The sequence below is a fragment of the Pseudomonas sp. T1.Ur genome, assembly GCF_023516725.1.
Taxonomy (GTDB): domain Bacteria; phylum Pseudomonadota; class Gammaproteobacteria; order Pseudomonadales; family Pseudomonadaceae; genus Aquipseudomonas; species Aquipseudomonas alvandae.
Genome location: NZ_JAMGSN010000001.1, coordinates 2,156,425 through 2,172,088, shown reverse-complemented (window position 1 = coordinate 2,172,088; position 15,664 = coordinate 2,156,425). Strand labels below are relative to the sequence as shown.

Annotated in this window: 17 protein-coding genes; 4 read left to right on the top strand and 13 right to left on the bottom strand. The window is 64.0% G+C overall.

The genetic code is table 11. The annotated features are described in order from the left end of the window. Positions 1 to 29: 29 nt before the first annotated feature. The 8 genes from M8Q45_RS09880 to gspG all read right to left on the bottom strand — a co-directional run bounded on the left by M8Q45_RS09880 (position 30) and on the right by gspG (position 9,742). Positions 30 to 1,262, bottom strand: a complete 1,233-nt coding sequence (locus tag M8Q45_RS09880; protein WP_249874560.1) for a substrate-binding domain-containing protein — start codon at positions 1,260 to 1,262, stop codon at positions 30 to 32. A gap of 339 nt (positions 1,263 to 1,601) precedes the next feature. Continuing rightward, positions 1,602 to 2,813 carry a type II secretion system inner membrane protein GspF gene (gene gspF, locus M8Q45_RS09875; protein WP_249874559.1) on the bottom strand — a complete coding sequence of 404 codons (1,212 nt, stop codon included), beginning with the start codon at positions 2,811 to 2,813 and terminating at the stop codon, positions 1,602 to 1,604. Beyond that, positions 2,813 to 4,255, bottom strand: coding sequence for a type II secretion system ATPase GspE (gene gspE / locus M8Q45_RS09870; protein ID WP_249874558.1), 1,443 nt, complete (start codon positions 4,253 to 4,255; stop codon positions 2,813 to 2,815). The genes gspF and gspE overlap by 1 nt, the downstream gene beginning before the upstream one ends. Beyond that, on the bottom strand, positions 4,252 to 6,618 hold the full coding sequence (gspD, locus tag M8Q45_RS09865; RefSeq protein WP_249874557.1) for a type II secretion system secretin GspD: 2,367 nt from the start codon (positions 6,616 to 6,618) through the stop codon (positions 4,252 to 4,254). The genes gspE and gspD overlap by 4 nt, the downstream gene beginning before the upstream one ends. Next, positions 6,615 to 7,169 (bottom strand): type II secretion system protein M, encoded by a 555-nt coding sequence (locus M8Q45_RS09860; RefSeq protein ID WP_249874556.1) that lies wholly within the window; start codon positions 7,167 to 7,169, stop codon positions 6,615 to 6,617. The genes gspD and M8Q45_RS09860 overlap by 4 nt, the downstream gene beginning before the upstream one ends. Beyond that, entirely contained in the window at positions 7,162 to 8,325 is a 1,164-nt protein-coding gene (gspL, locus tag M8Q45_RS09855; protein ID WP_249874555.1) for a type II secretion system protein GspL, read from the bottom strand. The genes M8Q45_RS09860 and gspL overlap by 8 nt, the downstream gene beginning before the upstream one ends. After that, positions 8,322 to 9,266 carry a type II secretion system minor pseudopilin GspK gene (gspK, locus tag M8Q45_RS09850; RefSeq protein WP_249877301.1) on the bottom strand — a complete coding sequence of 315 codons (945 nt, stop codon included), beginning with the start codon at positions 9,264 to 9,266 and terminating at the stop codon, positions 8,322 to 8,324. Before gspK ends, gspL begins: the two co-directional genes overlap by 4 nt. Positions 9,267 to 9,292: 26 nt before the next feature. Continuing rightward, positions 9,293 to 9,742 carry a type II secretion system major pseudopilin GspG gene (gene gspG, locus M8Q45_RS09845; protein WP_249874554.1) on the bottom strand — a complete coding sequence of 150 codons (450 nt, stop codon included), beginning with the start codon at positions 9,740 to 9,742 and terminating at the stop codon, positions 9,293 to 9,295. Between the two features lie 173 nt (positions 9,743 to 9,915). Between gspG and gspI the strand changes: the two genes are divergently transcribed. Further along, positions 9,916 to 10,296, top strand: coding sequence for a type II secretion system minor pseudopilin GspI (gspI, locus tag M8Q45_RS09840; RefSeq protein WP_249874553.1), 381 nt, complete (start codon positions 9,916 to 9,918; stop codon positions 10,294 to 10,296). 1 nt (position 10,297) lies between these two features. Here the strand turns inward: gspI and M8Q45_RS09835 are convergent, their stop codons facing one another. Then, the gene (locus M8Q45_RS09835) at positions 10,298 to 10,726 is read right to left on the bottom strand and encodes a type II secretion system protein N (protein ID WP_249874552.1); all 429 of its coding nucleotides are present in this window, start codon (positions 10,724 to 10,726) and stop codon (positions 10,298 to 10,300) included. Between the two features lie 92 nt (positions 10,727 to 10,818). On the opposite strand from M8Q45_RS09835, the gene gspH reads away from it, so the two are divergent. After that, positions 10,819 to 11,277, top strand: coding sequence for a type II secretion system minor pseudopilin GspH (gene gspH / locus M8Q45_RS09830; RefSeq protein WP_249874551.1), 459 nt, complete (start codon positions 10,819 to 10,821; stop codon positions 11,275 to 11,277). Further along, entirely contained in the window at positions 11,277 to 11,888 is a 612-nt protein-coding gene (locus M8Q45_RS09825) for a type II secretion system protein GspJ (RefSeq protein WP_249874550.1), read from the top strand. Before gspH ends, M8Q45_RS09825 begins: the two co-directional genes overlap by 1 nt. A 21-nt stretch (positions 11,889 to 11,909) precedes the next feature. Here the strand turns inward: M8Q45_RS09825 and M8Q45_RS09820 are convergent, their stop codons facing one another. From M8Q45_RS09820 to M8Q45_RS09810, 3 genes are read right to left on the bottom strand one after another with little or no spacing between them, the layout of a single operon-like run. Continuing rightward, positions 11,910 to 12,866, bottom strand: a complete 957-nt coding sequence (locus tag M8Q45_RS09820) for a FecR family protein (RefSeq protein ID WP_249874549.1) — start codon at positions 12,864 to 12,866, stop codon at positions 11,910 to 11,912. 54 nt (positions 12,867 to 12,920) lie between these two features. Next, entirely contained in the window at positions 12,921 to 13,466 is a 546-nt protein-coding gene (locus tag M8Q45_RS09815; RefSeq protein ID WP_249874548.1) for an RNA polymerase sigma factor, read from the bottom strand. Then, positions 13,463 to 14,191, bottom strand: coding sequence for an STN domain-containing protein (locus M8Q45_RS09810; protein WP_249874547.1), 729 nt, complete (start codon positions 14,189 to 14,191; stop codon positions 13,463 to 13,465). Before M8Q45_RS09810 ends, M8Q45_RS09815 begins: the two co-directional genes overlap by 4 nt. Before the next feature lie 161 nt (positions 14,192 to 14,352). Between M8Q45_RS09810 and M8Q45_RS09805 the strand changes: the two genes are divergently transcribed. Beyond that, entirely contained in the window at positions 14,353 to 14,661 is a 309-nt protein-coding gene (locus M8Q45_RS09805) for a hypothetical protein (RefSeq protein WP_249874546.1), read from the top strand. Between the two features lie 9 nt (positions 14,662 to 14,670). Here M8Q45_RS09805 and M8Q45_RS09800 read toward each other — a convergent pair whose 3' ends face one another. Further along, the gene (locus M8Q45_RS09800) at positions 14,671 to 15,594 is read right to left on the bottom strand and encodes a transcriptional regulator GcvA (protein WP_249874545.1); all 924 of its coding nucleotides are present in this window, start codon (positions 15,592 to 15,594) and stop codon (positions 14,671 to 14,673) included. Positions 15,595 to 15,664: the final 70 nt, after the last annotated feature.

Genomic DNA, 15,664 nt, shown 5'->3' with positions numbered 1-15,664 from the left:
GGTTCATGGAACGGACCCTTGGTCAGGGCTTAGAGCGGACGACCAATACCGTTGCAAGCGGTGGTGTTACCCACTGACAGCGAGCTGGTGGCGGTGTAGAAGGTGTCGCGGATAGCGGTTTTCCAGGTGTCGGTGATCGGGATCAACTTGGCGGCGATGATTTCGTCGTCGTTGTTGGCCAGGTCGGTCAGGGTGTAGTGACGGTTGATGAAGCTGCGAACAGCCGAGGTATCGGTGCTGTCCTTGTAGCACTGGTTGAAGACCAGGAAGGTGTAGCCCACGATGCTATAGCCAGTCGTCGGAGCAGGCAGGACCTTGGCCCAGTTTTCCGGCAGGCCACGATCAGCGGCGGCTGGCGGAGCGATGGTGCTCAGCGCGGTCGTCACGTTGCCGATGGTCGGCAGGTTGCCGTTGACGCGGGCGACCACGGCGTTGCTGCTGGCATTGACGTCTTCCGGCCCGACGTAGCCGATGGCGCCTTCGGTGGACAACACGGTGCTGGCCATCGCGGCACTGCCAGTCACGGCAGTGGCGTTCGCCGGAACGGTGCCGACGGCCGTGGTGAAGGTGCTGTTGGTGGTGAACTTGGTCGGGCACTGGCTGTTCAAGTGGCGGGTGAAGATTTCGCTGGTGCCACTGCTGCCGGCGCGGTAGTAGACCTTGATCGGGGTGGTCGGGTAGGTGCTGTTGACCTGGTTCCAGGTGGTGACGGTGCCCGAGAAGATGTTGCACAGCTGGGCGCTGGTCAGGTTCAGGTTGTTGACCGCGGTACCGTTGGCCAATGTCAGCTTGTACGGAACGGTGACCGAAGTGGCTTCAGCGGGAATCTGGACGATAGGGCCCCAGTTGGCAGCGTTGCCAGTCGGCACGGCTGGCGACTGGTGAGCGGCGCGATAGGTGCTCAGTTCAGTGGCGGACAGAATCGAATCACTGCCAGCGTAGTCAACGGTCACGGCCGGAACGTAGACCTTTTCCAGGGCGGTGGCCGAGTTGCCGTCGAGGTTCCAGACCAGCACGTCCGAGTTGTTGGTCAAGAAAGCAGTCTTGCCGCCGCCGCTGCCCACGCCCACGTAGTTGGCGAAGGCGGGTTGTGGCGCTGGGCCGTTGAGGATGCCGACGGGCGCTGCGACGCCACCCGTCGGTGGCACGCCGTACAGGTTTTGCGGCAGGGTGGCACCGCCACCGACGACAGCAGCCATGGCCTGGGCGGAGCAAAGGCCGGCGACGGCCATGGAAACGGCGAGAACGTTGCGCTTGAACATGAAGAATCTCCTTTCATCGTGTCTGGACGTTGGTAGTTCGCTTGTGCATCTCATCGCGACCGCTGCCCCGAGCGGACTTCCGGCGCTCGTTTGAAGGGGTGGCCACGGCGTAGAAACTCTCAATTTCCAGTGACAGAGAAAGGAAAAAATCTCGGGTGTTCGACCTTGTTTTTCCTAAATATTCTCGGGAGTTACCGACACCTTCCTGACATTTTGCTCAGTTTTCCCAGCGTGAGCGTAAGTCCGTGGCATGCCCTCCCCCGTGCGCCGTAGCCTGGCGCAGCGTAGATGTCGAACGGATGAACCCGAGTGGCGCTCAGGAGTGGGATCGCGCAGGTGTCATTGCACCAGCTGATTGATCTCGATGATCGGTAGCAACACGGCCATGACAATGGTCAGCACCACCCCGCCCATGATCACGATCATCAGCGGCTCCAGGAGTGCCGTCATGCCCATGGCCCGGCGCTCGATGTCGCGCGACAAGGTTTGCGCGGCGCGCTCGAGCATGGGCGGCAAGGCCCCGGTTTTTTCACCACTGGCGATCAGGTGAATCAGGATCGGCGGGAACACCTTGCCGACCCGCAGCGCGCTGGCAAGGCCCACGCCTTCGCGCACCCGCAAGGTGGCGTCGGCCACGCAATGGGCCAGGCGATCATTGGCCAGGGTCTGCCCGGCGGCATCCAGGGCGCGCAACAGCGGCACGCCAGCGCTGCCAAGAATCGCCAGGGTCGAGGCGAAACGCGCGGTATTGACCCCCAGCACGAAGCGGCCGATCAGCGGCAGCCGCAGCACCCGGCTATGCCAGGCCAGGCGTGCATCGGCGTTACGCAAATAGCGCCGCCATCCCCACCAGCATCCGGCAAGCCCGGCAAAGCAGGCCCAACCCCAGGCGCGCAGGAAGTCGCTGGCCTGCAACATCACCCGGGTCAGGGTGGGCAGATCCTGGCGCGCCTGGGAAAAAGCGCTGACCACCTGTGGCACCACGAAACCCAGCAGGAAGATGACGATGACAATCGACACCACGCCCACCACCGCTGGGTAGATGAAGGCCGTGAGGATCTTGCCCCGCAGGTTGTTGCGCTCTTCGATGTAGTCGGCCAGGCGCTCCATCACCTGGGCGAGATCGCCAGACTCCTCGCCAGCGGCAATCATCGCCCGGTAGATCTCGGGAAAATCCCGTGGTCGCGCGGCCAACGCATCGGCCAGGCGCATGCCATTGCGCACATCGCCGCGCACCGCACCAAGGGTTTCGGCGATGTGGCGTTTCTCGGCTTGGTCAACGGTGGCCGACAGGGCCGCTTCCAACGGCAGACTGGCGCCCAACAGGCTCGCCAATTGGCGGGTAGCCCAGGCCAGGTCGCTGTCCGACAATTTTGCGCTGAACAGGCCCGAGGCACCGGCGCTGCTGACGTGCAACTGCTCGTCGATGCGCAACGGCGTCAGCCCACGGCCGCGCAGTTCACTCATTGCACTGCGCTGGTTGTCGGCCTCCAGCACGCCTTGCTCGATGTTCCCCGAGGCATCGGCGGCCTCGAAACGGTAGCGGTTCATCAGGCGTCCCGGGTCACGCGCAGGATTTCTTCGCGGGCAGTGGAACCACTGCTCACCCAGCGCTCGCCGTCCTCGCGCATGCTCAACATGCCGGCCTGTCGCGCACAGGTGCGCAAGGCCTGCTCGCCTTCACCCTGATGGATCAACCGCCGCACCTCATCGTCCACCACGAAGAGTTCGTGGATACCGGTACGACCGCTGTAACCGGTGTGGTTGCAGTGGGGGCAGCCATGGGGACGCCATTGGCCCGGCGCGGCTTCGTCAGGCTGTTTGCACGCCGGACACAGTCGACGCACCAGGCGTTGCGCCAGGACGCCGAGCAATGACGACGCCAACAGGAACGGCTCGACGCCGATGTCGGTCAGCCGCGTCACCGCCGACACCGCATCGTTGGTATGCAAGGTCGCCAGCACCAGGTGTCCGGTCAGCGAGGCCTGGACCGCGATCTGTGCGGTCTCCTGGTCGCGGATTTCACCGATCATGATCACGTCCGGGTCCTGGCGCAGGATCGCCCGCAGCGCCAGGCCGAAGCTCATGTCGATCCGCGTGTTGACCTGGATCTGGCTGATGCCCGGCAGGTCATATTCCACCGGGTCTTCCACCGTCAGGATATTGCTGGTACTGGCATCCAGGCGGGCCAGGGCGGCATACAGCGTGGTGGTCTTGCCGCTGCCGGTGGGGCCGGTGACCAGCACGATGCCGTGGGGTTGGCGGATCAGTTGATCCAGTTGGGTGAGCACGGCGGGCGCCATGCCCAGGGTTTCCAATTGCAGGCGCCCGGCCTGTTTGTCCAGCAGGCGCATCACCACCCGTTCGCCGTGGCCGGTGGGCACGGTGGACACCCGCACATCAATGGGCCGTCCGGCAACACGCAGGGCGATGCGGCCGTCCTGGGGCAAGCGTTTTTCGGCGATGTCCAATTGCGCCATGATCTTGATCCGCGACACCAGCGCCGCGTGCAGGGCCTTGCGCGGCGCGACCACATCGCGCAGGGCTCCATCGACGCGATAACGCACCACGGAATGGCTCTCGAACGGTTCGATATGAATATCACTGGCCTCATCCCGCGCGGCCTGGGTCAGCAATGCGTTGATCATGCGGATGACCGGCGCGCCACCCTCACTGTCCAGCAAGTCGGTGACTTCCGGGATGTCCTGCATCAGGCGATCAAGGTCGACTTCATTTTCCGCCGCGCCAACGATCGCCGCGGCGCTGCCGGTGTCGGCATAAGCGCTGGTCAACAGCGCTTCGAGCTCTTCGTCGCGTATCCGTTGCAACGCAGTGGGACCATAACGCCGGCGTACCTCGTTGATGGCCCAGCCCGGCGTCGCGGCACTGACCAGCAACACGTTGCCCTCCTCACCTGCCTTGAGGAGTAGCCGCTGGGCCTTGGCCCACGCATAGGGCAACGCGCCCGCACCGGTTTGCAGGGAGGGGCTCATGGCTGCCCACCTGGTTCCAGCGGCACGGCGCGCATCGCTCGGGGTGGCCGATTGAGCGGTATCGGCTGGCGTGGGGACGGATTGAGCGGCATCGCCTGGGCGGCCGGCGGCAACTGCGGTGCTTGCATATCAGTGAGCGGCCATTTGTGCGCTGGCTGCAGATTGCCTTGGGCACGGCGGATAAAATCGTAGCGATTGAGCGTAATGCTGCGGCCGACGTTGCTGTCGCGAATGATGTAGGGGCGCAGGAAGACCATCAGGTTGGTCTTGGTCCGCGAGCGGCTGTCGCTGCGAAAGAGCGCGCCAATACCCGGGATGCTGCCCAGCCCCGGAATCGAGTCGGTACTTTCGGTAAAGCCATCTTGCAGCAGGCCGCCCAACACCATGATTTGTCCGTCGTCGAGCAGGATGCTGGTGTCGATGGCGCGCTTGTTGGTCACGGTGCCGGCGTCGCTGGAGGCGCGCGGGTCCACGCTGCTGACTTCCTGATAGATGTCCAGCTTGACCGTGCCACCCTCGGAAATCTGCGGGCGCACGTTCAGGCGCAGCCCCACTTCCTCGCGCTCGATGGTCTGGAACGGGTTGTTGCTGTTGCCGCCACCGTTGGTCACGTAGTTGCCAGTGACGAAGGGGATGGTCTGCCCTACGAAAATGCTCGCCGCTTCGTTGTCCAGCGTCAGCAGATTAGGCGTGGACAACACGTTGGTTCCGCCCTTGCTTTTCAGGGCGCGGGCCAGCACCTTCAAATCGAGCACCTGGCCGATGCCGGGAATATTCACCGTGCCCGAAACCTTGCCGATGCTCAGGCCGCCGGGCAGTGCATCAATGCTGTTCTTGGCCGAGGTATTGATGCCGGCGCCGCCCAGGTTGGCGCCGCCGATCCAGCCGTTACCCGCCAGATCGCCAGCTTGCCACTGAATGCCGAACGCACTCGCATCGTCTTCGCTGACCTCGACGATCAGGCTTTCGATCACCACTTGCGCGCGGCGCTGGTCGAGCAGATCGATGACTTCGCGCAGGTTGCGATACAGCGGGTCGGGCGCAGAGATCAGCAAGGTGTTGGTGGTGGTATCGGCCTGCACGGTGACGCCGTTGGCGGAAAACGCCACGGCGCCTTCGCCTGCCTGATGGCTGCCCTGGCCGCTCGACATCTGCAGCCCTGCACTCTGCCCATTGTTGGTTTGCGAACTGCTGCCGGTAGTACTCGACGAATTATTGCCGTTGCCACTCGTACTGCTGCCCGCTGGGCCACCCAGGCCACCGCCGTTCAACAGGTTCCGTGCGCTGTCGGTGGACGCGCCGGCCATTTCCCCTTCACCGGTGAGCAAGCCGCGCAAGGCTTGCGCCAGCTTGTTGGCCTGGGCGTTGCGCAGGTACACCACGTGGAGATTGCTCGGGTTGTTCTGGGCATTGTCGAGCTTGTAGATCAGTTGCCGGGCCAGCTCGGTGCGTTCGGGGCTGCCGGTGCGCAGGATGATGCTGTTGGATCGAGGGTCGCCGATCACCGACACCTTTTGCGTCGCATCGGCGCCCTGCACGTCGAGCAACTCGGACACCATCGTCGCAATGTCGACGGCAATGCCGTTCTGCACGGGGACTACATCGGTGTCGATGGCGCCGGGTATATCGATGTTGGCGATGATCTGCGCGACCCGGTTGAGGTTTTCCGCATAGTCGGTGACCACCACCGTGTTATTGCCGGGGTAGGCATTGATGGGGTTGTTGGCCGATACGATGGGCCGCAGTGCCGGAATCAGGTTGACGGCGTTTTCGTATTGCAAGCGAAAGGTCCGGGTGATCATGCCGTTGCCCGCCGCGCGATCGGCGTCCCCTACTGGCCCGCCCAACAACTTGGCGTCGGCTTCCGGGACCACCTGGCTGACGCCTTCCACTTCGACCACGGCAAAACCCTGCATGCGCAGGGCCGCGAGCAACATGTCATAGGCCGTGCGGGCCGGCACCTCGCCTTCGGACACCAGGGTCAATTGGCCTTTGACACGTGGGTCCACCAGGAACTGGCGACCGGTGGCGCGGGACAGCGCACGCACCACGGCGGGAATATCGGCCTCGACGAAATTCAACTGCACCGGTTGATTGCCCAGTCCGTTGCCAGTCGGGCCGGCATCGAGCGGACGGAGGGTTGAGCGCGGCGATGCCTTGCGCGTGACCTGGCGTCGTTGCTCTGCCTGTGCCTGCACGCGCTGGCGCTCGACCAGCGCGTCACCGCTGCCGGTCTGTGCCAGCGGCTGGCCCAGCTCACTTTGAGCGGGAATGGGCTGCGCCTGCTCGCTGCCCAATTGGCTACAGGCGCTGAGCAACAGCGCCAAGGGAATTGTTGACGCATACGTACCAAACCGCTTCATGAGGATTCCTTAGCGCCGGGCGCCTGTTCCATGCCAACGACCCCGGAAATCCGCGCGGCCGTCTCAGTGCTTTGCGAGGTTGCCCGTTGCAAATGAGCGTCGCGCACTTGCAGGCCGAGCCTGGGTGCGTCGTCCAATAACCAGTTCAACAAGGCATCGGCGGGCGCGTTGTCGAGGGTCAGCCGCCAGGTTATGGCGTCGGCCTCGACCCGGTGCTCCAGGTCGTAGGCGCCGGCCAGGCCGATGCCATCCAAACGCTCTTTCACAAGCTGTGGCGTGATCGCGCCGGGCACCACGCCGGCGCCCTGCACCTCGGCCAGCACCCCATCCAGCGCTGCCGCCTGGGAACGCAGGCGCGGCAGTTCGGCTTGCCAATGGTCGATGCGTTGCAGTGGCGGCTGGATCAGGCCGTACCACAGCACCACCACGGGGAACACCAGCGCGGCAATCCGCAGGATGCGTTTATCTCGGGCGCTGCTGCGTTGCCAGAACTGCTGTGCACTGGCTCGCTGCGCCTGCCAGCGGGCGCGGTAACGTGCCAGGCTATTCATCCGTGCCTCCGGCAACGGGCGCTGCCGCGGCGTGCGCTGGCAAACGCTTCAGCGTCCATTGCCCATTGGCGAGATCGGCCACGATGCCCGCTTGCGCCAGGCTGGTTTGCCAGTTGCTATCGGCCGGTGGCTTGCGGGCAGGCGTGCGCGGGGTCAGGTGCAATTCGCTGCCATCGAAGTCGAGTTTGTCGACCGCGCCCGCCATGAACGGCAACTGCCCAGCCGCCTGCTGCACCAGGGCAGCGAAGCTGACCGGACCCTCGGCCAGCGCGCCATTGCGCCGGGCATCGCGTTGCTGGCGAGCCTGCTGCAAGGGATTGAGAATCACCGGCAGTTCAGGAAAAGCCTGCTGGACCCGGCTGGTCATCTGCCCCTTGATTGCCTGGCCCTCGCCGGCCAACCGCATCGCGTACAGGTTGAGGCCCAGGGTCCAGATCAACGCCGCCACCGCGCAACAGCCGACCGCGCGGCCCCAGCGCTGATTGCCCCGGACGCTTTGTTCGATCCCGCTCAGTAAGTTCCACGCCGGGGCCGGACCGATCCAGCGTTGGTTTTCCGGCCATGGATCGACGGATTCCGCTCCCGCGCCGACCCAACGCACCGTCCGTTCGCGCAACTGTTCGGCGCCTTCTTGCATCATGGGATGCACCCAGGCGCGCTGGAGATCCTCACGGACCAGCAAATGACCTTCCACGCTTGCCGCCGTGCACGTGCCCGGCTCAGCCAGCGGCAGAAAACAAGGCGCCGCATACACACCACGCGGCTGCAGCTTGAGCCCCTGCAACAGTTGCGAAAGACGCAACAGGGCCGCACGCTCGAACCAGGCCAGTTGAACCTGGCCGCCCGTATCGCGAGGCCCGTGCACCAGGTGCACGGAATCGTCGCAGCCCAGCAGAAGATTGTCTGCCGCACAGCGCACGGCATCGCCTAGGCGCGCCGGTGGCAGTGGCGGCAATTCGATGCAGGCGAGCAACGAGTCTTGAGGATGCAAGCAGAGCTCCAGGGCTTTGCCTTGGGCCGCGCCGCCCAGTTCGCGCAGGGGTTGCCGCCCCTGTTCGACCAGCGTGCCCTTGCGATCGAGCCAGGCGAAGTCCAACGGGCTGTCGGCCGTCAACTGGGCCAACGGCGCCAGCGCTATCCGCAGCAAGGTGCTCATGCGCCCACCCGCGACCAGACCACTTGCGGCCTGCGCTGCTCGCTGCGATAAAACAACGCTTCGACACCGAAGCGGCGTTGTTCGACCGTGGCCTCTCCCCGCAATAGAAACCACTCGCTGGTAATGCCCAGGCGCAGCTGCTCGGTGTTCATCTGCGGCACGCGCAAGCGGTTGAGAAAATCCCCGCTGTTGACAAACCACTGGCCGCGGTCGCGCTCGGCAATCAGCGCCTGCGCCTGCGCCACGCTCATGCCGGGCACTCGTGCGGCCAAGACCTGGGCCGTGGTGGTATTGCCGTTCACCCAAGTGAGCGCCGGCAGCACCGTGACATAGGGGCGCAGGCGCTCAAGGGCAGCGAGGTCGATCCCGGGCAGGCCGGCCAGGTCATCGAGACCGCGCAACATCGGCCGGGTGGCGGGCAGCGGCTGGTTTTCGGCGTCCGGCGATGTCAGGCGGCCGCTATCGAACCCGGGAGCCGCGCTGGAGACTGACGGCGGTGGACGCAAGCGCTTGGGGTAGGCCTCCACCACGCGTTGGACGATACGGTTGCCCTGGGCCATGGGCACGCCCAGCTCAGCGCACAGGCGTTCGAATACGGCAACTTCTATTGTGTCGAGCTGGCCGTCGAGGATCAGGTTGCGCAGATTGAACTTGCTTTGTTCATCGCTGATATGGCCGTCGAACACCCCGTTTTCGGCGCCCAGGCGCACCCCACGCAAGGGCTGCGCCCACGCCTGGTCCAAACGCGTCATGGGCTCGCGCAGGCGTTGCTGCCAGAGCGCCTGGCGGGTCCATTCCAATACGCCATTGGACAACCAGGCGCCCCGCACCCGCTGGCTTTCGCTTTCCACGCCACGAGTCACCTGGACCTGTCGGGCGATCATGCCAGCGGCGATCACCGCGACCACGGTCGCCACCAGCAAGGCGCTGATCACCGCCATGCCGCGCTGTGCTGAGCGATTCACGACTAGAGCTGCCAGGAGCCGATATCAGCGTTGACACCTTCGCCGTCGGGCTGCCCATCGGCGCCGAGGGAAAACACATCGACCTCACCGTTGGTGCCCGGGTTGAGGTAGTTGTAGGCGCGGCCCCAAGGGTCCTTGGGCAGCCGTTCCAGATACGCGCGCCAATTGCCGCTGGTGGCGTTGGCGGGTTTTTCCGCCAGGGCCTTGAGCCCTTCATTCATGGTCGGGTAGCGACCCTGGTCGAGACGGAACAGCTTGAGCGCCTGCATCAGCCCCGCAACATCCTGGCGGGCCGCCGTGGCCCTGGCCTGGTCCGGGCGGTCAAGCACCTTCGGCACGACCATCGCGGCAAGAATGCCGAGGATGACCACCACGACCATGATCTCGATCAGGGTAAAACCTCGCTGCCGGCGAGGGCCACGTGTGGGACGGCCAGACGATGCGACACCCATCTCGACACTCCTTGGCTGGCGCCGCGTTCTGGCGCTGGTTGAGGTTTCCATTCGCTGCGGATTGTTCCAGCGGCATATGTCACTGGTATAAAAAATCCTCAGGAGCTTTGGTCAGCAATCCGTCAAACGCGGGCATTAGGCTGAAGCACATTTCCCCGACGATGCTCATTGCCATGACCCCACAGGTACTCCGGCAACGCGGCTTTACCCTGATCGAAGTATTGGTGGCGCTGCTGATCGTAGCGGTGGCGATGTCAGCGGCTGTCCGCGCCAGTGCACAAATGAGCCAGAGCAACGCGCTGTTGCGTGATCGCTCGATGGCGCTGTTGGCGGCCCAGAACAGCCTGGCCGAACTGCGTCTGCGCGGGACCGCGGATAAAGGCAACGCCATGCAACGCTGTGATCAAGGGCGTCTGAAACTCAGTTGCGAGCAGCAGGTAACCCGCAATGGCGACCTGCTGAGCGTGAAAGTGCTGGTCCATGAACGCGAACATGACGGACCGCCGCTGGCGCGCCTGGAAACGCTGTTCAGCCGCCCTGTCACCCAGCCATGAATCAGCGCAACGACGGCAGCGCCACCGGCACCGGCAGACGGGCCATCGACAGGCGAGACTCAACGCCGGCCCGCTCGATGACCACGGCATCAGCCTCGACTCCGCGCAGTCGCACACCTTCGCCCAATGGCTCACCCGCACGAAAAGCCCGCGGCGGCGAATCCTCGATGCTGAGAATCGCCACCGCGCCATGGGGTCCGGCCAGCAGGCCACTGAGCTTGATCTCCAGGTTCTGCGGGGAACTGGCGAACCATTGCGCCGCGGCTAGGCCAGTGGCTGCCAAGGGCGGCAAGGGTTCGCTATTGGCCTGGGCTTGCACGGGCGCCGAATCGTTGAGCAAGAAGCCCCAGGTGACAAGCCCCGCCACGCTGGCCAACACGGCGACAGCCTGGACCAGCGTGGCCGGAGCGAGGCGATGGAAATGGCGCATGAGCGGATCCTCCGTGACGTCCAGTGCTTCAGGCTACCAGCGCTTTCTCACGGTTTTATTGCAAATTCACCCCAGCGCAAGGCGTAGCGACCATGAATGAATGGCGACACCGACAACGCGGCTTCACGCTGATCGAATTGATGGTCGTGCTGGTGATCATCGGCATCGCCAGCGCCGCCATCAGCTTGAATATCCACACCGACGCGGCAAGCGGCCTGCGCGAAGATGCCAAGCGCCTGGCCTTGCTGCTGGAAACCGCCCAGGCCGAAGCGCGCAGCGATGGTCGTCGCATCGCCTGGGTCGCGGACAGCCAGGGTTACCGTTTCGTACGGCTGGACGCCGTCGGCGCACAGGATCGGGAGTTCATCAACGACCCGCAACTGCGCCCCAGGCACTGGAGCGCGGGACCGGTGCAGGTGCGCATCCACCCAGGAAAAACGCTGGTGCTCGATGCCGAATGGATTGCCGCGCCCCTGCAAGTCATTCTGTCCAGCAACCAGGCCAGCGTATCGGTGACGCGCACGGCGGCTGGCCGCATCGAGGTGCATTGATGGTCCGGCAGAACGGCTTCACGCTGATTGAAGTGATGGTCGCCATCCTGCTCATGACCATCGTCAGCCTGATCGCCTGGCGCGGGCTCGACGGTGTGACCCGCGCCGACGCCCACCTGCAGGACAGCGCCCAACAGCACGCGCAACTGATGCGCGCATTCAACCAGCTGCAGCGTGACTTCGCCCTGCGAGCCACCATTGAACTGGCCGAGCCGCCACCGCCCGATGAACCCGCCGCCACCCGCCCCCTGGCGCCTGCCGCGATCAGCATTCGCAGCAGCGACAGCGACCCTTTGCAGTTGGAATTGATACGCGCCGCGGCGGACCAGGACGGCAAGATGCAACGGGTGAGGTGGTGGATTGAAAACGGCACGCTTTTCCGGGCCTCGGGCGTCGCCCGGTCACGCTATCCCCTCCCCGCGCCCAAGGAGCGTGTCGCGGTGTTGAGTGAGCTTGAACGCGTTGATGTGCGGGTATGGCACACCGACCGGGGCTGGCGCCATCTGACGGGCAGCAAGGAGGAAAATCCCGCGGGTCTGGAAATCAGCTTCAGCCGTCGCACGGCACACGGCACCGAGCGCTACCGCCAGGTGTTGGCAGCGTTTCAATGACAGGCCGCTGGATGAAAACGCCTAGCTGACCAGCACCACGCCGCCCGGTAGCTCGGTGATGGTGGCGCCGTAGGCATCGCGAATCAGTACGGCGACATTCGCCAGTTGCGCCAGGCTGAAGCGCGCCTGCACCTTGCGTCGCCCGAGCTCGGCGTTCATCAGCACGATCATGCCGGGACGGTAGCGGTTGATCTCATCGATCACGCTCGCCAGGGGGGCATCGTTGAACACCAGCAACTGTTGACGCCAAGCCATGACTTGCTGGGTATCGAAGGGGGTGGGTTGGCCTTGTCGCTGCGCGGTATAGGTCAATTGTCGGCCCTGCTCCAGGCTCACGCGCCGCCCCTGATGCTTCAGTTGCAAGCGGCCCTCCAGGCACGTCACGCACACGCTACCCTCGGTGGCCCGCACATTGAACCGCGCGCCATCGGCGAACAATTCGCCATTGCCGGCGAGCACACGCAACGCCGTGCCGGCCTGGATTTCCACTTCACCGCTCAATATTTCGATGGCGGTGTCGCCAGGGGCGTCGCTGCGCTGGCTGATGCGCGTCTGGGTATTGAGTTCAAGCACCACGCCCTGCGTCAGGTCGACGTGGCGTTGCTCGCCGACACCGGTATGAAAATCCGCGCCCATGGGCCAGCCATCCAGCAGTGACGGACGCGCGACCAGCACCGCAACCGACGCGGCAATCGCGCCGCCGAGAAACGCTCGGCGCCCGAAACGCCGCGGGTGGTTGATGACCTTTGCCGCCTGCTCCTGCTGGAGCTTTTGCTCGGCGGGCGCCATGGCCTGCCACAACTGGCGGGCCAAGAAAAAGGCCCGGGCGTGCTCGGAACTTTGCGCACTCCAGCGCCGGAACGCCTCGGCGTCGGCGTGGGTGGCGTGACCTGAAGTCAAGCGCACCAGCCAATGGAACGCTTCTTCCCGGAGCTGGTTAGCCGTGGCAGTGGCCGATTTAGATGCGCTTATAGACATGTTTTTCAAACGTGAGATGACTCAAGAAGGTACGCGCGACAAGCGCCTCATCACCTAAGACTGTTTTCCCGCGCCGGGACCGAACCGCTGAATCACTTTTCTTTCCAGGCGATCGGCACAGTATTGCAGCGCAGCCTTGAGTTCCTTCTCGACCATCCGGGTGGAGATGCCGAATCGCTGGGCGATCTCCTGATGCGGTGTTTGCTCCATGCGTGATGCCATCAATATTTGCCGGCGCCGGGGTGCGAGCTCGGTCAGCGCCTGCATCAGCGCGCGAATTTCAATCTGGCCACCGACGATCACCGCCGGGTCCTGATGTTCGTCGGCGGTTTGCATCAGTTCTTCGATTTCCGTGCCGGTGAGCAAGCGCGCATCTTGCGCACGACGATCAGCAGCGATGTTCAGGGCCATGCGGAACAGGTAGGCGCCCGGCTTCTGCACATCCACCGGCTGTTCCATACGGTCTACCCGAAGATAGGTTTCGTGCAATACGTCGTTGGCCAGGTCATCGGAACCCAGACGCCGGCGCAAGCGTGCGCGAAACACATCATAGGAAGCCAGGAACACCTTGAGCAGGGTGCTCTGCTCCTTTTCCGTCATGGCTTTACCGCTCCTTCCCATGGGTTGCATTCCGTGCCTGCCGAAGCGGCGCCCGGCACCACCAGCACCGTCACCGGCTGCGGCAACGAAGACGGCGGGACACGGCCGATGTCCAATGTGCTCAGCCCCTCGATAATCGCCGCATCGCGCCGGGCGTCACCGGTGGACGCCAGCAAGCGACTGTGCCGCACCTCGCCCGATCCTCCGACCCACAGCTGTAGCGCCGCTCGATAATGGCCCGGGCGAGTCACCGTAGATCGACAAAGCGCCTGCTCCAACGCGGCCTGTAACGCACGGGCAAAATTGTCCTCGCGCACAGCAGGACCACCGTTGCGCGAAGACGCATCGGCGCGGCGGGTCAGCTTTGCCTCTTTCACGGTGAAAGCGTCTGCGCCGGTATAGAGCGCCGCCAAGCCGCTACCGGCCAGCAATTGCTCCAGCGCCTGGCGGGCATTCAGACGCCCGTGCACCGCAGTCGATCGGCGCCCATGCGCCAGTTGACGATCCACCAGGATCGCCATCCCGCTGGCCCTGCTGTACAGGTCCAGGGCGACGGTCATTTCCTGGGCGGGTATCGCAAACTCGACAGAACGCGCCAGCCTGTCGCCCGCCTCGTGGGGCGCAGGCGTGGCAGACCACGCGTCGCGTTGCGGCATCAATGCATGGAGCAACAAGAACAGTACCGTGGGCGCGAGGCAGCACCGGCTCAGCGCTTCTCTTGACATAGACATCTTCCGGCCCGAACGGCGTGTCGACGCCCTGCGTTGGCGCATCATGAGACGTGTACATGTCGTTTGTGTGACGGGCGTTGCAAAAAAAACATCGTCATACCTTGCCCCAATACGAGGTAGATTCAGGCTTCTACCGTTGGAAAAGGAGCTTCGCCATGGACTGTCGCGTATACGCACTGCTGCTTGTTGCCCTTCCCTTGTGGGCCCAAGCCGCCGAGCCGGCGAATGAGGGCTGCATCAATGTCGAGGTGAACGGATACAAGGCGCTGTCCTACGAATGCCTGAGCGAACAGATGGCCAACCCGAAGGGTACGGCCGCAGCGCGCAAGAACCAGGAGGCGTTGAACGTGCCGATAGACCAGCGAGCGCCGAACAAGCTGGGTCTGTACAACCAGTCGGCCACGCGGATTCGCATGGGCAATACGTTCGGCCACTCGGCGTTGCCGCAACGTCCGCCGCAGTAGGATGGACGTTTAATCCAGCGACAGAGTACCCGGTGTGTTTGCCCCCCTGATCGAATCGATCAACCAGGCCCTGAACGCCTCGACCTTTTTCGAGTGGGCTGCTTCGACGGGTGTCACCAGATAGAAACCGAGATCGGACTTCAGCTTCAGGTCAAACGGCGCGACCAGTCGACCCGCCTTCAGATCGTCGTCGACGTAGGTCGAGCGGCCGATGCAAACGCCCAAGCCGTCGATGGCCGCCTGCACGGCCATCATCGCCAGGTCGAAGGTCAACCGTGAGCCTTCGGCCAGGGCGCTCGGTTGGCCGGCGGCCCCCAGCCAGAGGCTCCAATCGTCCCGCGTCATGCCACTGACCTGCAACAGGGTGTGATGGGTCAGATCGCCGGGCGCCTTCAGGGCATTGGGCCCCACCAGCAGCTTCGGACTGCACACTGGAAAAACCTCATCGGCCATCAGCCAATCAGCGCGCAAGCCCTTCCAATGTCCGGTGCCGTAACGAATGGCCGCGTCGATGCCACCCTTGCGAAAATCCACCATGTCGGTGGAGGCCGAGACACGTACATCGATGTTGGGATAGGCCTCCTGGAACGAGGCCAAGCGAGGCAGCAGCCATTTGGACGCAAACGACACCAGGGTACTCACCGTCAGCGCACTGTTGTGGACCGAATCCAACAAGGTTTCCGTGCAATGACGCAACTCATGGAAAGCAGAACGAACGCCTGGGAAATAGGCGCGACCTTCATCGGTCAACGCCAGGCCGTCCTTGAGCCGCAAGAACAAGCGCACCCCCAGTTCCTCTTCCAGCCGCCGGATCTGATGACTGATCGCCGTTTGGGTGACATTCAATTCGAGGGCAGCCTGGGTGAAGCTCATGTGGCGGGCGGCTGATTCGAACGCCTTCAGGCCGTTGAGCGAGGGGATTTTGACGGCCATTGGAGGTCAACGCTGCTCATGAGATTTTGTCATACGCTAGCACTCGAAATGTCCTTTGAAAATCTTCCTG

Excerpts from the sequence above, each read along its gene's own strand:
- M8Q45_RS09860 (WP_249874556.1), bottom strand. The coding sequence starts at position 7,169 with ATGAATAGCCTGGCACGTTACCGCGCCCGCTGGCAGGCGCAGCGAGCC.
- gspE (WP_249874558.1), bottom strand. The coding sequence starts at position 4,255 with ATGAGCCCCTCCCTGCAAACCGGTGCGGGCGCGTTGCCCTATGCGTGG.
- M8Q45_RS09835 (WP_249874552.1), bottom strand. The coding sequence starts at position 10,726 with ATGCGCCATTTCCATCGCCTCGCTCCGGCCACGCTGGTCCAGGCTGTC.
- M8Q45_RS09805 (WP_249874546.1), top strand. The coding sequence starts at position 14,353 with ATGGACTGTCGCGTATACGCACTGCTGCTTGTTGCCCTTCCCTTGTGG.
- gspG (WP_249874554.1), bottom strand. The coding sequence starts at position 9,742 with ATGGGTGTCGCATCGTCTGGCCGTCCCACACGTGGCCCTCGCCGGCAG.
- gspF (WP_249874559.1), bottom strand. The coding sequence starts at position 2,813 with ATGAACCGCTACCGTTTCGAGGCCGCCGATGCCTCGGGGAACATCGAG.
- M8Q45_RS09880 (WP_249874560.1), bottom strand. The coding sequence starts at position 1,262 with ATGTTCAAGCGCAACGTTCTCGCCGTTTCCATGGCCGTCGCCGGCCTT.
- gspL (WP_249874555.1), bottom strand. The coding sequence starts at position 8,325 with ATGAGCACCTTGCTGCGGATAGCGCTGGCGCCGTTGGCCCAGTTGACG.
- gspI (WP_249874553.1), top strand. The coding sequence starts at position 9,916 with ATGACCCCACAGGTACTCCGGCAACGCGGCTTTACCCTGATCGAAGTA.
- M8Q45_RS09800 (WP_249874545.1), bottom strand. The coding sequence starts at position 15,594 with ATGGCCGTCAAAATCCCCTCGCTCAACGGCCTGAAGGCGTTCGAATCA.
- gspK (WP_249877301.1), bottom strand. The coding sequence starts at position 9,266 with ATGGCGGTGATCAGCGCCTTGCTGGTGGCGACCGTGGTCGCGGTGATC.
- M8Q45_RS09810 (WP_249874547.1), bottom strand. The coding sequence starts at position 14,191 with ATGTCAAGAGAAGCGCTGAGCCGGTGCTGCCTCGCGCCCACGGTACTG.
- M8Q45_RS09820 (WP_249874549.1), bottom strand. The coding sequence starts at position 12,866 with ATGTCTATAAGCGCATCTAAATCGGCCACTGCCACGGCTAACCAGCTC.
- M8Q45_RS09825 (WP_249874550.1), top strand. The coding sequence starts at position 11,277 with ATGGTCCGGCAGAACGGCTTCACGCTGATTGAAGTGATGGTCGCCATC.
- M8Q45_RS09815 (WP_249874548.1), bottom strand. The coding sequence starts at position 13,466 with ATGACGGAAAAGGAGCAGAGCACCCTGCTCAAGGTGTTCCTGGCTTCC.
- gspH (WP_249874551.1), top strand. The coding sequence starts at position 10,819 with ATGAATGAATGGCGACACCGACAACGCGGCTTCACGCTGATCGAATTG.
- gspD (WP_249874557.1), bottom strand. The coding sequence starts at position 6,618 with ATGAAGCGGTTTGGTACGTATGCGTCAACAATTCCCTTGGCGCTGTTG.